Annotated in this window: 14 protein-coding genes; 10 read left to right on the forward strand and 4 right to left on the reverse strand. The window is 45.2% G+C overall.

Annotated features, from left to right (window positions below):
* Positions 1–233 precede the first annotated feature (233 nt).
* The 3 genes from GM612_RS05585 to GM612_RS05595 all read right to left on the reverse strand — a co-directional run bounded on the left by GM612_RS05585 (position 234) and on the right by GM612_RS05595 (position 4,740).
* Positions 234–1,964: an ABC transporter ATP-binding protein gene (locus GM612_RS05585; protein WP_155431467.1), complete on the reverse strand. Its 1,731-nt coding sequence runs from the start codon at positions 1,962–1,964 to the stop codon at positions 234–236.
* 238 nt (positions 1,965–2,202) lie between these two features.
* Positions 2,203–2,865: a histidine phosphatase family protein gene (locus GM612_RS05590; protein WP_246147586.1), complete on the reverse strand. Its 663-nt coding sequence runs from the start codon at positions 2,863–2,865 to the stop codon at positions 2,203–2,205.
* 18 nt (positions 2,866–2,883) lie between these two features.
* Positions 2,884–4,740: a cation:proton antiporter family protein gene (locus GM612_RS05595; protein ID WP_155431399.1), complete on the reverse strand. Its 1,857-nt coding sequence runs from the start codon at positions 4,738–4,740 to the stop codon at positions 2,884–2,886.
* Between the two features lie 101 nt (positions 4,741–4,841).
* On the opposite strand from GM612_RS05595, the gene helD reads away from it, so the two are divergent.
* The 4 genes from helD to GM612_RS05615 all read left to right on the forward strand — a co-directional run bounded on the left by helD (position 4,842) and on the right by GM612_RS05615 (position 10,290).
* Positions 4,842–7,136 carry an RNA polymerase recycling motor HelD gene (gene helD, locus GM612_RS05600; protein ID WP_155431400.1) on the forward strand — a complete coding sequence of 765 codons (2,295 nt, stop codon included), beginning with the start codon at positions 4,842–4,844 and terminating at the stop codon, positions 7,134–7,136.
* A gap of 307 nt (positions 7,137–7,443) precedes the next feature.
* Positions 7,444–8,256, forward strand: coding sequence for an alpha/beta fold hydrolase (locus tag GM612_RS05605; RefSeq protein WP_155431401.1), 813 nt, complete (start codon positions 7,444–7,446; stop codon positions 8,254–8,256).
* Positions 8,257–8,273: 17 nt separating this feature from the next.
* A complete protein-coding gene (locus GM612_RS05610; protein WP_155431402.1) occupies positions 8,274–8,795 on the forward strand; it encodes a PadR family transcriptional regulator in 522 nt (173 codons plus the stop codon).
* Positions 8,796–8,883: 88 nt separating this feature from the next.
* Positions 8,884–10,290 (forward strand): DHA2 family efflux MFS transporter permease subunit, encoded by a 1,407-nt coding sequence (locus GM612_RS05615; protein WP_155431403.1) that lies wholly within the window; start codon positions 8,884–8,886, stop codon positions 10,288–10,290.
* A gap of 147 nt (positions 10,291–10,437) precedes the next feature.
* Here GM612_RS05615 and GM612_RS05620 read toward each other — a convergent pair whose 3' ends face one another.
* Positions 10,438–11,235, reverse strand: coding sequence for an SDR family NAD(P)-dependent oxidoreductase (locus tag GM612_RS05620; protein WP_155431404.1), 798 nt, complete (start codon positions 11,233–11,235; stop codon positions 10,438–10,440).
* A gap of 148 nt (positions 11,236–11,383) precedes the next feature.
* Between GM612_RS05620 and coaA the strand changes: the two genes are divergently transcribed.
* The 6 genes from coaA to GM612_RS05650 all read left to right on the forward strand — a co-directional run bounded on the left by coaA (position 11,384) and on the right by GM612_RS05650 (position 17,877).
* Entirely contained in the window at positions 11,384–12,304 is a 921-nt protein-coding gene (gene coaA, locus GM612_RS05625) for a type I pantothenate kinase (protein WP_155431405.1), read from the forward strand.
* 213 nt (positions 12,305–12,517) lie between these two features.
* On the forward strand, positions 12,518–14,068 hold the full coding sequence (gene guaA, locus GM612_RS05630) for a glutamine-hydrolyzing GMP synthase (RefSeq protein WP_155431406.1): 1,551 nt from the start codon (positions 12,518–12,520) through the stop codon (positions 14,066–14,068).
* A 475-nt stretch (positions 14,069–14,543) separates the two neighbouring features.
* Positions 14,544–14,708 carry a hypothetical protein gene (locus GM612_RS05635; RefSeq protein ID WP_155431407.1) on the forward strand — a complete coding sequence of 55 codons (165 nt, stop codon included), beginning with the start codon at positions 14,544–14,546 and terminating at the stop codon, positions 14,706–14,708.
* Entirely contained in the window at positions 14,689–14,940 is a 252-nt protein-coding gene (locus GM612_RS05640) for a hypothetical protein (protein WP_155431408.1), read from the forward strand. Before GM612_RS05635 ends, GM612_RS05640 begins: the two co-directional genes overlap by 20 nt.
* A 333-nt stretch (positions 14,941–15,273) precedes the next feature.
* Positions 15,274–15,540 carry a hypothetical protein gene (locus tag GM612_RS05645; protein ID WP_155431409.1) on the forward strand — a complete coding sequence of 89 codons (267 nt, stop codon included), beginning with the start codon at positions 15,274–15,276 and terminating at the stop codon, positions 15,538–15,540.
* A 1,431-nt stretch (positions 15,541–16,971) separates the two neighbouring features.
* Entirely contained in the window at positions 16,972–17,877 is a 906-nt protein-coding gene (locus GM612_RS05650) for a restriction endonuclease (RefSeq protein ID WP_155431410.1), read from the forward strand.

Here is a 17,877-nt window from a genome sequence, read left to right on the forward strand (position 1 = left end):
TAGTTTCTTTACAAAGCATTGAGTTACGGTTTAAAACATTAAAAATAGTGATGGTAGCAATTAGCTTTAAAGTTTAATTGTTGCTGGAATTAAAAGGGTGGCTTCCCAAGTTTCAGGGAGGCCACCTTTTTGGTGGGATAAGTGCGCAGCAAACGAGTTTTCACCCGCTTTTGATTAGATAATTTCCAATAATCTGGAGAAAACGTCAAAACCCCACAGGCTTGTTAAACGGATCACTCAAACTGGGCATCATATAATTTCTGGTAGGCACCGCCAGCCCTCAGCAGACTTTCGTGCGTGCCAGTCTCAACGACCCGACCGTTTTCGAGCACAATTATTTGATCCGCATCATGGATCGTCGATAGTCGGTGGGCGATGACAAGTGAGGTCCGCGCTTGCAACAGGTTGTTTAGCGCATGTTGGATGGCCTTTTCCGATTCGTTGTCTAAACTTGCGGTGGCCTCGTCCAGGATAATGACCGGCGCATCCTTCAACAATGCTCTGGCAATCGACAAGCGTTGCTTTTGCCCACCGGAGAGTTTGACCCCCCGTTCGCCAACTTGGGTGTCTAGCTGTTTAGGCAGTTCCCGAATAAAGGCATCTAAATCAGCCAGTTGAGCCACCTGCCAGACTTCTGTGTCGGAGGCACCCGGCTTACCGTACAGAATGTTTTCCCGGATACTGCCATCCAAGATGAAGATGTCTTGAGACACAATGGCAATGTTTTGACGGAGTGATGAAATGTCGATGGTTTTGATTGGCAACTCATCAAAGGTGATGCTGCCACTGTCCAAATCATAAAAGCGGTCGATCAGCCTCGTGATGGTCGTCTTCCCCGAGCCGGAACGCCCCACTAGTGCCGTTGTTTTGCCGTATGGAATCGTAAAGCTAACGTCTTTCAAAGTGGCATCGTGTTGACTTGGCTGTTTAGAGACTTCGTAAGTGAAGTTGACTTTATCCAGTGTGATGCCATGTTGGAGCTTGGGAAATGGTTTGGCATCCACTGCATTTAACACCCTCGGCTTTTCGGCCATGATCGATTGGATGCGGCCGTAGGAAACCAGTGACTGCTGAAGCTGATTAAGCAGCCTTGTGAAGGATTGGATCGGCGACTGGACCATTGCCACGTAGCTCAGGTAGGCGACCAGTTTCCCCACCGTCAAGCTGCCCTTCATGATGAAAAAGGCTCCCAGTGCCAGCACAATGGCGATACCAAGGGTGTTGATACCATCGATCAGCGGCGAAAAGATCGCCTGATTGCGACCGGCTGAAATCAGATCCTTGCGGTTGGTGTCGGCATAGTGGTCAAAGCGTTCAGCTTCGGTATCTTCGCTGTTAAAGCTCTTGATCAAATCGATCTGAGTCAGGGTCTGCTGCATCTGATTTGACATGCGAGCCTGTGAGCGACGGGCGTTCAGGAAGGCGGTGCGGATGCGGACGCGAAAGACCCGGTAAACGATGAACATCAGTGGGAAAGTGAGGCTGACAGCTAGCGCCATTTGCCAATTGATGTAAATAATCAGTGCCAAAACGCCGACGAACGTGAACAGGTTACCAATCATGCTTAACATGTTAGCGGAGATCAGGCTTTGCAAGTTATTGATATCGCTGGTCAACCGGGTCATCAAGTCGCCGGTTTTGCTGGATTCGAAGAAACTAGTGTCTAGTCGAATGAGATAGGTGTAGAGCTGGTTGCGCAGATCAGTGATGGCATTTTGGCTCATCACGGTCATGTAATACGTGGAGATATAGTTGAATAGGCCAAGGACTATGGCGGTCGCTAGCAGCAGGGTAATTGCCCCAGCTAGCCACTCGTAATTTTTTTGTGGAATGACCTTGTCGATGATGAACTGTTCAATTTGTGGCATCACGAATTGCAGTAGTGTGATGACGGTCAGTGAAATAATGTTGAGCACTAGTAGCCAGCGTTTCTTAAGCACTTTACTGAAAACAAAGTGAAACATCTCTAGCAATGAACCGTGATCTGATTGAGACTTTGCTTCCACAAGAGCCACCCCCTTAAAAGCGTTTTAAACTGTCTGATAATGTAGCACAATCAACTGGGGTAGGGAAGCAAAGCGGCTTCGCCAAGGTCGGTGCCTAGTTTTTAATCATATGACCTTTGGCTTCATATAAAGAATCGAACAAAAAACGTTCCACCTAAATGGCGAAACGTTACGGTTTAGATCCATTTAAATTAACTTACGCAAACGGCCCTTCCAGCCGGTTGTAGTACACCACGGAGATTTTGTCATCGGCGACGTGCAGTTTGGTGACGGCACCGTTCAAAGCAGTTTTAGCGATGTCAATGTCTGGTGCAAAGCGCGAAACAATGCTGCGAATCGTGGTGCCGTGACTGGCTATCAACACTTTGTCGCCGTCACGGCAGACCCGTTTGAGCTCGTCAAATCCCGTTTGAACGCGAGCCCAAAAAGTCGCGTTATCTTCGGCGTCACCAAAGGGGTCAAACGCTGCGATCCGGTCCTTCAAGCCCTCAATGGTATAGGCGTTGATCATGGCGTTGAAGGAATCGTAACCGTCTGGGCTGCCAATCATGTGCCAGGCTTGAACGTCGTCATTGCCCTCAAGGTAGCCAAAGTTTTCTTCGTGAAATGCAGGCGAAATGGTCGCCGATTTGGCGATGCCGCTGTTGGCTGCCAAAATGTATTTTGCGGTATCCTGAGCCCTTTGCGTGTTACTGGCATAGGCTTTGGTGAACGGGATCGCAGCCAGTCGTGCGCCGGCCTCCTTGGCGTCTTTAACGCCTTTAGCAGTCAATGGAGAGTCAATGATGCCTTGAACACGATGGTATTTATTAAGTACGGTTTGCCCATGGCGGACAAAATAGAGATCAAAATTTGCCAAAAGAATCCTCCTCATGGTTTAATTCAGTTTTCCAAGCTCACCGCGGATACGGGCTGATTCCTGCTTACTACCCGTAAACAAAATGCGGTCGTTAAGCTTTAGCGGCGTATCACCCTTTGGACGAATGAACCGCTTTTCACGGTAGATCTGCGCAATAGTGATGTCGTCAATGAACGGCAGGTTGCGAATTTGAATGTCCACGTACTTGCGGTTACGCAGCTGAACTTCGAAGACGGCCGATTCGGTGGACGTCAGCAGTTCGATGGTCGATGGCGTCTCAATCAGACTACGCAGCATGCTGATCTGGACGTCTGGCGTGCTGAACGCTTCAACGCCCATCTTGAGCAACGTATCTTTACGTTCATCCAAAATGTTTGGGTCTTCAAAGCGCGCAATCACCCGCGGCACCCCATACTGCTTGGCAGCCTTAGCAAGCCGGTAGTTTTCCTTGGAGTTGCTTTGACCAAGCACAATAATGTCGGTGTCAAAGACTTCCTGGGCCACCAAGTCATCCGGGACTAGGTTTTCCAATAGGTGCACGTCGATCTCACTGTTGAAAGCGCGGTAGTTGGTTTCGCGGTCGGTATACATATGAATGTCGTAACCAGCCTTAGTTAATTGCTGGGCGACCGGCACCGTCAATAGATTGGTGCCGATAAAATGCACGTTAGTCGGCTTGGCATCGGCTTCTTCGACCCGGTAACGGCGGTTAAAGACTAGTGGGCCAATGATGCAGGTCAAAATGGCGGCTAGCAGGAAAGCACCGGACTGCTGAGCGGTGATCTTGTGCAGGTGCTCAGCAACTTGCAAAACGGCCAAAACAACGGTCAGTGTCGTGGTGGACATGGCTGCCCCAGCAAATGCATTACTGGTGTTAAAGCGCAGTTTTAAGACGAAGAAGACGGCGGCCTTAGCCAGTAGGTAAGCAATCAAGAAGACCGGAATTAAAATCAAAGTATGCGGGTCAGCCAGCAGGGTCCGCAGGTTCAAGCCCACACCACTCATAATGAAGAAAATCGGAATGAAGAAGCCGTAGCCAATGGAATCAAGCCGTACTTTCGTTTCTTCGTGCGGTTCCAGTAACTTGATCACGATTCCGGCCATAAAGGCCCCCAGGATACCTTCCGCACCGACTGATTCAGCAATTGTGACCAGCGCCACGATGACGAAGAAGGACAACCGAACGTCCAGTTGCGTAGTGGATTTGTTGATCTGATCAAAGAAACGGAAGAAGGCTTTGAAACGCCAAACTAATAGCGCTGCTGCCAGCAAAATCAGCAACAATAGCCACAACGACTTTGACGTGGGACTATAAGCGGAAGCGTAGAAAGTCAAGCCAATCATTGGTACCACTTCACCAAGGGCGGCAATCAATAGAATCGTTTGACCAAAGGGTTTACTAAGCAGTTCTTTTTCTTTGAGGCCCGCGATCACGATCCCCAGTGAAATGGTCATGAAGAGGATCGTTGAAAGCCAGATATCGGTGAACAAGCCACTGGATTTTAAAGCTAACGCCAGTCCAAACGACAAAACAACGATCGAGGCGTAGCTCATAAAGGCCAGCATGACTGGCGAGTACTTCGGTGCGTTACTGGCTTGCTTTTGCTCCAGCGGTGTGAGTTCCGTGTTCTTCGGACTAAAGAGGCTGAAGTCGATTTCCAGACCACTCAGAAACAACAGCACGATCACGCCGACGTTTTTGAGCAGCGACAGCGTGGCATTAGTGTGAATAATATCGAACAAACTGGGTCCCAAGATCACACCGACGATAATTTCAATGACGGCGGTGGGCAGTAACGTGAGCTTAATGCGGGCCATAAACAGTGGAATCACTAGGGCTGCAAGTAAAATAATCAGTAGGGAAATTTGATCCATAACAATACCTCGGGCTTTTTTAGTAATTGTGGTGCAAGTGCTTTCTTATCACTAAAGATTAGTGGTATACTTGAATATCGAATTTACGATTGGAGGGCGCTATGGCAGAAACGATTAAGCAGCAAGAACAAAAACATTTGGACGCGGTCATTGATAAAATCAAAGTTGCGGAGCAGAAGTCCCAAGAACGGATCGATCAAGCAACCTCTGATGAATCCGGGATTCGCAAAAACTTTGAAAATGACCTCCGGCTAAAGACGGATTCCTATGAGGGCATGATGGAAACCGCGCTGTCCGTTCGCCAGCAGCAACAACTTTTGGGTGAACGGCAGAACAGCTGGCAACACGCTACTGATGAACTGCAAACGCTCAAGAAGATGGAGCAGACGCCGTACTTCGCACGCATCGATTTTCACGAACAGGGCGAACCCAAGACGGAAAAGATCTATATTGGGCTGGCCTCGTTTTCTGATGAACCGGATCGTTTCCTAGTATATGACTGGCGGGCACCGATTTCTAGTGTTTACTATGACGGTAAATTAGGTGATGTGTCGTATCAGACACCGGATGGTGAGCAGACGGTCAACGTCAAGCTGAAGCGCCAGTTCCAGATCGAAAATGGGGTTATCAAAACGGTCTTCGATACCGAAGAAGCGGTTGGTGATCAGATGTTGCTGGATGCTTTGAGCGAACAGTCCGATACCAAGATGAAGAGTATCGTAACGACCATTCAAAAAGAACAAAACCAGATCATCCGAGACACCAAGTCCGACCTGCTGTTCGTTCAGGGGGCGGCTGGTTCTGGTAAGACGGCGGCCGTTTTGCAACGGGTTGCATATCTATTGTACCGCTATCGGGGCAAATTGACTTCAGGTCAGGTGATTCTCTTTTCGCCAAACCAATTATTTAACGACTACATTGACCAAGTGCTGCCTGAACTGGGTGAGCAAAACATGATCCAGATGACGTATTACCAGTACGCCGGCCGTCGTTTGCCAAAGCTGAAGATTGAAACGTTAGCTCAGCGGTTTAGTGAGCAATACACTCCAGCCGAACAGCGCATCGATACCTTAAAGGGCAGCCTGGCATTTTACGACGCGGTGACCGCCTACGCGAATCACCTGGAAAAAGAAGATATGATCTTTAGAAATATCAATTTCCGTGGCAAACCGTTCTTTACCAAGGAAAAGATTCACGATATTTACTATAGCTTTAATGAAAACTACCGGTTATTCAACCGCTTAGACGGCACCCGCGAGCAACTGATCAAGATGCTGAACCGGCGCATTAGTTCCGAGATGCGCACCAAGTGGGTTGAAGAAGCAGTCCAGGATCTAAGTCGTGAAGAAATGAACCAGATGAAGGGTGAAGATCCGCAGGAATTTGAAGACGGCGATAAGGAATTTCAATTCTACGCGCGTAAGATCGTGATGAAGGCCTTTACGCCAATTCGACAAGCGGTTGTTCGAAACCGGTTTTTGAGTATCAATTCGCAAATGGTTCACATGTTGCGCAGTATTCCTGCAATCATTGACTTGTCTGATTACGGGATCTCAAAAGAGGACTGGAAGAGCAGCGTTGAGCGAGCCATTTCAGATATCAAGCACGGCCGGATGACACTGAGTAACGTGTCCGCCTATCTATACCTGTACGACAAAATGACCGGTAAAAAGGGTGAGCGCGACATTCGGTATGTATTTATCGATGAGATCCAAGATTACACGCCGTTTCAGTTGGCTTATTTAAAATTCAGTTTTCCGCGGGCACGCTTCACGTTGCTGGGTGACTTGAACCAAGCTATTTTTACCAAGGAAAACAGTAAGACGCTGCTGGATGAACTGAGCACCATGTTTGATCCGGATAAGACGCGGGTCGTCCAGTTGACCCAGTCCTACCGTTCAACGGAGCAGATCACGGACTTTACCCGCCACATTTTGGTCAATGGTGAAGCCGTCATGGCCTTTGATCGAGACGGCGATTTGCCAAATATCAGTGTGGGGCGCTCCCGTGAGGCAACCCTGCAACGGCTGGTCAAGCAAATCAATACTAATGAGGCTGATAAAGAAACCACCGCCATCATTGGTAAGTCGTTGGCCGACTGCCGCAAGCTGGCCGGCAAACTAAAGCAGGCCGGAGTGAAGGCGACGCTGATCCAGTCTGAAAACCAACGGCTGGCACCAGGCGTAATCATCGTGCCGTCGTTTCTGGCCAAGGGCTTGGAGTTTGATGCCGTGGTCGTGTGGGAGGCCTCGGATGCGGAGTACCACGATGATGATGAGCGTCAGTTACTGTATACGATCTGTTCAAGAGCTATGCACCGGTTGACGATTTTAGCAACGGATAAGCTGTCGCCGTTGTTTGGTACGGTGCCAACGGATGAGTATGTCATGGAATAAAAATGAACAGTATAAAATGAAGCTGTGACTTAAGTCATTTGGCATAGCTGTGAAAAACGACTGACGAAGAAATCCAAACAGGATTTCTTCGTCAGTCGTTTTTCGATGGGGAGGGGGATTCAATAAAACAATTTTTCCGTCAACAATCAGCTGGGCTGTTACAGTGTATTTGTTTTGACCTCTAAGTATTTGCATTTTGAACGCCGTTAAGAATTTTAATAAACGGGTTGTATTTTAAAAAAAAGCGAGTATACTATGTATCTGTTTGATATATTAAAAAGATATATAAAGTTAGGAGATCTTATCCATGACAATTTTAAGAACTCAGGGCATTGATCAATTTTACGAAACCTTTGGTGATATCAACAATCCTGCCGTACTATTAGTCTCGGGATTGGGCGGAACGAACAAAAGTTGGACAGCACAGATCAAACGGTTTGAAAAGGACTATTATGTGATTGCACCCGACCACCGAGGCACTGGCTACTCTACTCACACGACTGAAGGGCACACGATTCAACAGTTAGCGCTTGATATGGAAGATTTGCTCGATGATCTAAAGCTGGGACCCGTTCACGTGGTTGGGGCTTCCACTGGTGGCGCAATTGCGCAGTACATGGCTGTTGATCGGCCGGATCAGGTCAAATCGTTAACCCTTTCTTCTACGTTCATTAAGTTTGATCCGTGGATGACCCGTGAATTTAAGCTGCGGCGGAAGATGGCGGCTGAATGGGACCGGGAAACGCTGTTGGCGGCTTATTCACAGTACCTCTTCTCACCGAAATTCACTAATGAGAATCCCGACTTTGTTCAGAGTTGGATCGACATGGCCGCTGGGAACAATGCTTCCGGACCAAACGACGCTGAGATTGGCGTTAAGCGGATCGATATGATTGCTAATCACGATTTTACCGACCGAATTCAAGAAATTAAGCAACCAACCCTGATCCTTTGTGGCGAAGCTAATGCATGTACCGACCTGCAGAATTCAGAAAAGCTGCATGCAGCCATTAAGGGCTCAAGGCTTAAGACTTTCCCTGGCTGTGGTGAACTGATCGAGACTGAAGTGCCAGATCAATATTTTGCAGCAATTGACCAGTTTATTTCAACCCAGGCTTAAAAAGGGAGTGAGGAACTTTGTATACTGTTTTTGTACTGGGACAGCTTCTCGACGATGCAATGTCCGGTTATCGACTGAGAGAAATACTCAGTAATATTGTCGGCCAGCGTGAGAAGGTGAGCTACGGTATTATTCACCCGCTACTTGAAAAATTAGCTCAGTCTGGTGATATTATTCTGACGAAAACCACGGCGCAGAATAACCGACCACAAAAAATTGCAACCATTACCGACCGGGGGCGCGCGACCTTTGATCAACTGATGCGGACACCAATTAAAGTGGGTAAACACGAAGAACTGCAGTATCTATTGAAGTTAAATAATCTGCATCACGTTTCGAAAGAAGAGGGCAGACAACTGATTAACCAGTTTATCGCTTTTAACGAATCCGTTTTGGAGGAAGCAACTGCCAATGCACAAAATATTGCGCATAATGAACTGATGAATGCTGGAGAAAAACACTCGGCAATTGCCATCGCGCATTATAAAGTTGCACAGGCAAAGACCGCAATTAGTTGGGCAAAAGGGTTGGAAGTATAACTTGTAGATTTAAACATTAATAAGCTACTAAGACTACGGCAAGCGATGCTATCAAACCTTAGTCGCTTTTTAGGGAGGAACTTTAATTTTGGAGACACAACGGATTCCAAGAAAAACAATTTTGGCAATTATTGGCTCAGGACTGCTAGCTTTCTGCGGTATTTTGACCGAAACTTCCATGAACGTGACGTTTCCGACGCTGATGAAACAGTTTGATCTCTCTATGGGAACGGTTCAATGGTTATCCACGGGGTATCTGTTAGTAGTTTCTCTAACCATGATTACTTCCGCTTTTATGCAACGGCGGTTAAAATTATCGCAGCTGTTTGTTCTTGCGGGACTCATGTTTACCATTGGTGACTTGATTTGCGGCTTAGCGCCTAATTTTCAAGTTTTATTGATTGGGCGGCTGATTCAGGCGGTGGGAACTGGATATGCTATTCCACTTTTGTTTGCGATTATTTTGCAGCAGATTCCAGCTGCTCGGCTAGGGGTCTTTATGGGGATCGGTGGTATGATCACCGGAATCGCACCATCCCTAGGCCCAACTTATGGTGGCTTTAACACCTATATGTTTACTTGGCGTGAAATTTTCTGGTTTATTTTACCCATCGTCATTTTAGCGACGATTCTGGGTGGTCTGACGATTCCGCAGCGGTTTAAGACTGAACGACCGCAGTTTAATTTCTTGGGATTGCTATTCTTGGGAATTGCTTTCTTCCTGATTACAGAGGGCTTTACAGCGGCAGGTACAGCTGGTTGGCTAAGCATTAAATTTTGGGGCAGCTTGTTAGGTGGTTTGGTCTTTTTAATGCTCTTTGTTTTCGACTCTCGCCACACGCAGCGAGATTTGATCAATCTCATGGTTTTCAAGTCGCCAACTTTTGTGTTGAGTGTGACCGTTTATTTCTTAATTCAATTAATGAACATTGGAATCTCATTCCTGTTGCCAAATTACGCCCAGCTAGTCTTTGGAGCCAATTCGTTGACTGCCGGGGCGACGATCCTACTGGGAAGCTTGGCGTCCGCTTTCGTTCAGCCGCTGAGTGGTCGGATGTTAGACCGGAATGGCGCAAGTGTTCCAATCAAGATTGGTAGTGTTTTGCTAGTTATTTCACTCGGGCTATTTAGTGCGTTTGGTCAGTCCTTGACCAGCGGACTGATCGTTTTGTTTTACTTATTCTTTGGAATCGGTTTTGGATTTAGCTTTGGCAATACCATGACCAACGGGATTCAGCAAGTAGACATTAAACTCCAACAAGACGCTAACGCAACCTTTAGCACCAGTCAGCAATTTGCCGGTTCCATCGGGACTGCGATTATGGCGGCAATTTTAACCAGTAGTCAGCAAAGCGGCCGACACCTGTCACAACGGGTATTATCCGCCATTGGCAGCCAGCATGACTTTTATTTGTTGCTCTTACTGACAGTGATCATCTTGATTTTAGTTTGGATCAATTTTGCTAAACAACGTCGCCAGGAGACAGCTGAGTAATTTTTATTTGGACTGTCACAGCGTTAGAGTGATAAAAGTTTGGACTGATGTTTGAATGGAAATTCAGCCTTAGATTTTATGTGGCTGAGTTTGGCCGATAACGCCATAAAACTGTAATAAACGGGGCTGATATCACAGCCTCGTTTTTTATGATGGTTGATTATTCCGGTATGACTCAATCAGCGTTTTAAAATTCGGGTGAAGGATCAAAAAATGCTTTAGCCGACTGGGATCCTTCATCAGAGCTTTTAACTGCGAGCCTTCATCGGGCTGCGCTGAGGCTTGTTGGGGGTAGAACCACTCGGTCTGACTCATGTTTTGACTGGCTTGCAAATAGACATTGGCGACTCGATCTGGAGCCATTTCAGCGTTGATTCCCGAGAGACCCTGAACTTCGACGATGGCCACGTCAATGTTTTTCGGCTTTAAGGCGGTGGCCAGTGATAGACCAAAGTTACGCAGGGCAGCCTTAGTTAATGATAGGCTGACAGCAAACGGGGAGGGTTTGAGGGCGGCTCCTCCCACTGTGATGAGTATTTGACGGGGTGTTTTGGTCTCGGTTGGAAGTTCAGCAAATTGGCGGGTAGTCGTCATGGCGCCAAGAACGTTAGTTTGAAATACCTGTGTGACCTTGTCGGGTTTAAAATTAAAACAATTGTCGGCACTGGTGTCGCCCACGTTGTAGACGAATCGGTGGGGTGTGCCGTACTTTTGTGTTATCTGGTTAAACATGGTAGCCGTTGATTGGCTATTTGTGGCATCAGCGACGACGTAATTCGCTTTAATTTGCTGATCAGTCAACCGTTGCGTTAATGCTTGAAGGCTCGCTTGGTGACGAGCTGCTAAGATCACCCGATCACCAGTCTGACCAAATTTTTTAGCGATCGAGAAGCCAAAGCCTTGGCCAGCCCCTAAAATCACGGTAGTCGCTTGCGTTTTTGACATCTAAAAGACTTCCTTTCTTTCACCTTTAATTTAGTCCTCTTTATAAACCCTGAAAAGAGTTAAAGCCACAACTATGATAGCGCTTAAGACATAGGTCGTGTATAATAAGAATAATTTACTTTTAACGGATTAATGAGGCTGAAACAAAATGGATTTTATGAACTATGACATTTTTACGAAGGACCAGTGGCGTAACTTTTATCAGGGTGCTTCGGTACCGTTGACACAGGCTAGTTTGAAGCAGATCAAGGCCTTTAATGACCGCATTTCACTGCAGGACGTGCAGGATATTTACATTCCGTTGATCCATTATCTGGGCCTGCTAATTCATAATTTTGACGGCTGGCAGGATACGAAGGCTAATTTTTTACGGCAGGAATCGCGCCATGTCCCGTTTATCATTGGCATTGCGGGGAGTGTGGCGGTTGGTAAAAGTACCACGGCACGACTGCTAAAAGTGTTGATGAATCACTTTTTCGGTGGCCAACGAATTGAATTGATCACGACGGATGGGTTCTTGTATTCAACGGCTGAGCTCAAGAAACGGGGATTGCTGGCACGGAAGGGCTTTCCTGAAAGCTACGATATGAAGGCGCTGATCAAGTTTTTGAACGACGTGAAGTCTGGCAAACCGCTGATGGAGGTGCCGGTCTATTCTCACAAGATCTACGACATCGTGCCGAATGAAGTTCAGGAGATCGAGCGGCCAGACGTCTTGATTGTGGAAGGAATTAACACGCTGCAGTTGCCGCACACAGAACAAATTTACGTGTCTGATTTTACCGACTTTTCGATTTACGTTGACGCCCGGCCTAAATTGATTGAGGAGTGGTATTTGGAACGCTTTAGGGCTTTGCTGAAGCTGGCGGCGGATGACCCGGAAAATTACTATCACTCATACAGCAAGATACCGGAAGAAAAGGCGGTCGAGGCGGCTAAAAATACGTGGTTGACCGTTGACCTGCCAAATTTGGAAGATTATATCTTGCCAACTCGAAATCGTGCTAATATGATCATACATAAGGAGGCTCAGCACATTGTTGATCAGGTGATGTTGCGGAAGTCTTGAACGATTTGTTGGCAAGAAACATTTGAAGCTGAAAGGGTAAAATACAGTTTTGAATTCAAATTTTTCTGGTGGAGACGCATGTTTTCACCGATGAATTTTGACGTAAAACACGAACGATTAGACTTTTCACATTAATATTGACCGGAAATGGAACTGTCTGTATAGTATAGGTATTGAAATTTGTCCCGTTATGACAAGGAAGGTGTGAAACGATTGGCTAAAGTGGACTTATCTGCTTTTGATAAAATTATTGTGCTGGACTTTGGGTCCCAGTACAATCAACTGATTACCCGTCGAATTCGTGATCTCGGGGTCTACTCAGAGTTAATGGCTCATACGATCTCAGCTGCGGAAGTTAAAGCCCTAGCACCAAAGGGAATCATCTTTTCGGGTGGCCCGAACTCCGTTTATGCTAAAGATGCGCTGAAAGTTGATCCGGAGATTTTTAAGCTGGGGATTCCGATCCTGGGCATTTGCTACGGGATGCAACTAATGGCTTATGACCTCGGTGGCCAAGTGAAGTCTGATAATGGTCAGTATGGTCGGGCGGAAATCACAGTTACCAGTGATGGTGCCAAGCTATTTGCCGGTACACCAAAGAAGCAAAACGTTTGGATGAGCCATGGGGACCTCGTCACCGAAGTTCCTGAAGGTTTCACTGCGGTTGCAACGAGTGCTGAATGTCCAATTTCTGCGATGCAGGATTTAAGCAGAGGGTTCTACGGCATTCAATTTCACGCTGAAGTTCGGAACACGGACTACGGCAACGAAATTTTAAAGCACTTTGCCTTCGATGTTTGCCATGCCGAAGCGAACTGGTCGATGGATGATTTTATTGACCTGCAAATTAAGCATATTCAAGAAACTGTTGGTGATAAAAAGGTGCTGCTCGGTCTTTCAGGTGGCGTTGATTCATCTGTTGTTGGGGTGCTGCTACACAAAGCCATTGGTAATCAACTGACTTCTATTTTTGTTGACCACGGTCTGCTACGGAAGGGCGAAGCTGAACAGGTCATGGCTAGCCTCAAAGGTAAGTTTGGTCTGAACATTATCGAAGTGAATGCGGCCGACCGTTTCTTATCAAAACTGAAGGGCGTCAGTGAACCTGAAAAGAAGCGTAAGATCATCGGCGCGGAGTTCATCAACGTTTTCAATGACGAAGCCAAGAAACTCGAGGGAATCGACTTTTTGGCTCAGGGTACCCTGTACACCGACGTTGTTGAGAGTGGTACCGATACGGCGCAGACGATCAAGTCCCATCATAACGTGGGTGGATTACCAGAAGATATGCATTTTCAACTGATTGAACCTTTACGAACTTTATTTAAGGATGAGGCGCGTGAACTGGGTGAAAAGTTAGGCATGCCATCTGACCTGGTTTGGCGTCAGCCGTTCCCAGGCCCAGGCCTAGGTATTCGGGTGCTAGGTGAGATCACACCAGAAAAGCTCCAAATTGTGCGCGACAGTGATTTTATTTTACGTGATGAAATCAAAAAAGCTGGCCTAGATCGTAAAATCTGGCAGTACTTCACGGTGTTACCAGGAACCCGTTCTGTCGGCGTGATGGGTGACGGCCGGACTTATGACTACACCGTTGGTATTCGCGCCGTGACTTCCATTGATGGGATGACGGCAGACTTTGCTCACATTCCGTATGAAGTTCTTGCGAAGATTTCGACGCGTATCGTAAACGAAGTCGATCATGTTAATCGGATCGTGTATGATGTTACGAGTAAGCCGCCTTCGACTATTGAGTGGGAGTAAAAGGTATCTGTTAATTAAACCCGGAATGTTGATTTAACGGCATTTTCGGGAGATACAAAGGATACGGTTGGCGGGGGATTTGTTACGTTCCCCGCCAAAATCCCCGCCAAGTTTGGGCCGAATGAGGGCTGAGTTGGCGGGGATATTTTGTAAATATGATGCGATTTGAAAGGCACTACTTTTACATTCTGAAATATCATATAATGAGCATTGATTGGATTGCGACCAGATATTGCTACGAGTGTTGGGTGGATTTTTTTAGAGAGAGTATTCGGGGATTTCTTATGGCAAACGATAATGGTGGTTCAATTGCTCAGAAGGGATTCACCTATCAAAGTCGCGGTTATATCGTTGGTTGCAATTCGGAATTATCAGAAGCTGGGGTTTTAAATCTTTGTAGAGGCAGATGACGATTTTGAGACTGTTTCCGACAATGATTATCATGCGTACATTCAGGTTAAGGACCATAAAAAAAGTGATTCTTAATACTCTATTGAGAAAATTAGCTGGTAAGCAGTCGATTTTTGAGAAGGATCTCGGCGCCGGCGAAAATAATGCATTAAATAAAATTGTATTCTATAATTTTTCGGACAAAGATTTCAACCTGATGCAAGAAATCGATGCTGACGAGATTTTTTAGCAAAGCTTATTTGTTTGGAAAAGAACAGATAGCAATGATAAGTATTTATCGCTCTCGGATACTTTCTTTAATAAAGACTGATTTTACTTTTGATTTTGTTGCGGCTACCAAGTACTTAATCGGGGAAATGGCGTCTGAAGGTATTTCTGTTGATAAGAAAGCACAAATTGCCCAAGGCGAACTTTGGCAACTGATTTTGCAAAAGTTGGAAAAGGAAATTCAGCGTAGCTAAGGTCGTGAGCTAAAGAAAATCAGTGTGAACGATCTAATGCCAATTTTTGAAAAAGTCGCTGCACTAGAATGTTACGATGAAATTTAAAGTGAATTTGGTTTTCGTCTGTTTAGAAATAAAAAATTAAGCTAGAGAAGTCCAAGATTATTTTACTGTATACCAGTAAAAAAGCAGTCGCTTTGAAATGGTTTTGCAAATGTGACCTAGATAATATTAATGAAGTAGATTTGATTCGAGATTATTTGGCCAAAGGTCTTTGATGTGGCTTAAATGAAAATAATGTATATGCAATTTGTATTTCGGCCTACTGTGACGTATTAGGAGGGCTTGACCTTGAAGCTAGTTATTAAGCATATCGTGATTATCAATTCAGAGCACGTACTTGCGAATAAATTTGAGTTTGGCGAATTATCGAACATATTCCTTAGTGATGATAACGAAGTTGACAAGTCAAGCTTACTAAAGTCGATCTGTTTTACTTTAGGTGGAGACGACAGACCATTTACCTCAGGCTGGGACTATCAACATCATGTTTTTCAAATCGAACGTGATATTCATGGACAGTCATTGACAATTCAGAGATTTAATAAAGTTTTTTGACGAAAAGTGCAATGAATATTTATTCTTTTACAAATAAAAAGAATTTTTCAATTTGACTTCAAAACAAAATTGGGATGAATCTAAAGCTTCAGACAAAGTCCTTAGACAAATATCATACCGGTAGAATGAACGTTGTGCTAGTACCCTTCAATATTGATCAAGATCAGTCATTGGCTTCATTCCGTGAGGACTCGTTTGACAACGTGACCATGTATAAAGACCAAACGAAGTCAATTTTTGAATATTATCTTAAACTTTCAAGCAATCAACTGATTGCAATAGAGGAACAGCTAAAAGCGCTGATTAACAGAACAAAGAGGTTGATGGCCAACTTCGTCAGGTGGAGGGTGTAAGGAAATCGTATAGCAGCGAAGTAAAAACGGATGTTATGAGCCCAAAAGAGTTTGATGAACTCAAGGCGCGGAACTAGATTATCACGATGCAATTACAAATGATTAGCTGACCGAAATATCTTCCTATTCTAGCCAGATATCAAGTAAAAAGATGAAACTGTACTGTTATCGTGCGCGATTACCCGGAAATCCATAAATTACTATTAGTTACTAACACACGATTCCGAAACATTGAGTATGAATGCACATATTGACATTCTCGGTTAACCAGAGAACAGTCGTTAACTAGACTTGAACTTGATGATAATGACTTCGAAATTGGACAACGCGAGATAGAGGTAAAGCAAGATATAGAAGTTGATCAGGCTAAGTTTAACAGTCTGTTGTCGGCGTTAGCTAGTTTGTAGTCTGACTTCGATGAAAAGAACAGACGAATTGGCAACCTCGGAAATGCCAGTAATATAGATAAGTATGTCGATCATTAAGTAATAACGAAACTTGGTTAGCTCGCAGGAAAGTATCAGGCAACATTAAGTCGTCTGGAAGCGTCGATACATGAAATACAAAAAGATCAGTACGAGAAACGTGCGACTTTTAGAGCTGCTCGCAAGAGTAATGAAATGAATTATGAACAGATTAAAAATGGTATTGCCAATGAACTTGGGGTACCAAGCGTGTCTAACAAACTGTTTTTAAATTTAAGAAGGTGAAGGACGCAGGTACGGCTCTAAATAAGCTCCTGTTGTCTCATATTTAACGTATTTTGAAATCATGGCAGCCTGCTCAAATACAACCTTTCCTATGGCGATGGATTCGGTTGAAAAAATGAAATTATTGATTCGAACGCAGATAAAATGTTTATGGCTGTTTAAAAACACTTTATGAGTCTCAATAACCAAAATTTCTTCTCAATTGATTAAACGAAATCAGAATAAATTAGACTTGACTAACAGGCATGTCACGCTTCTCAAAAGGCCAATATTAAAGGATAGTGCGTACGAACGTTTGGGTCCAGAATTAATAGTTGCAGAAGACAATCCGGATGGTAACGTCGGTAACGAAAGGAGATTAGAATGCAATGACAGAGCAAGACGAAACATGGTCGGAAGACATTTCAGAGACTCTCATTCGTGAGCGTATGCCCGAAATACTCGATATTTTACTGATAGACCGGACAAAATCAACCGCCAGAAAGATTCAGAATATCATCTGGGCAAATGATAATTACATGCAGTTTGGAGTTAAAGCATACGCTCCAGAAGCGTCGATAAAGCCGGAATTGGTCACTGGTGTAATGGATAGCATTATCATGCCACGTGCATTAAAACCCAGTGAGCTGCAAAAGGAGAGAACCAAAGCAAAAGCTGAAGTTTTTACACCAACATGGATTGTTAAGAAGCAGAATGATACCGTTGATGAAAACTATGTGAGTGATGATCTTGAAACTTATACAAATCGGACGTGGTTAGAGATTACTTGTGGTGAAGCACCATACATGGTTAGTCGTTACGATATGGACACTGGTGATGGAATTCCTTTGTCTGATCGGGTTGGATTTGTTGATCGTAAACTTCGTCGAATCAGCGCTGAAGTCAATGACCAAGCGACGTGGCAAACACTTGTTGAAGCTGCATACAAGGCAAGCTATGGCTTTGAATGGAGCGGAGATTCATTGCTCCTAGCCCGCGAGAACTTACTTTACACGTATCGAGATTATTTCATGGCGAAGTGGCGTGTTGAGCCAGACACCGAACAACTGAAGACTATTGCAGAGATTATTAGCTTTAATGTTTTTCAGATGGATGGTTTGAAGTTTGTGGTACCACTCAGCGAAACTCGGGTAAAGGTTGTCCAACAGGAAATTTCGTTATTCGATGATCCAGCTGATGTCCAAGAAGAGTGGATCACAAAGCCGGGAAAGCGGGTCAAGGTTATGAATTGGGCTAAGAATAAGATGGAATTCTTTGATAAAGGGGTCGCATGA

It is taken from the genome of Secundilactobacillus folii, from assembly GCF_009720675.1.
Taxonomy (GTDB): Bacteria; Bacillota; Bacilli; order Lactobacillales; family Lactobacillaceae; genus Secundilactobacillus; species Secundilactobacillus folii.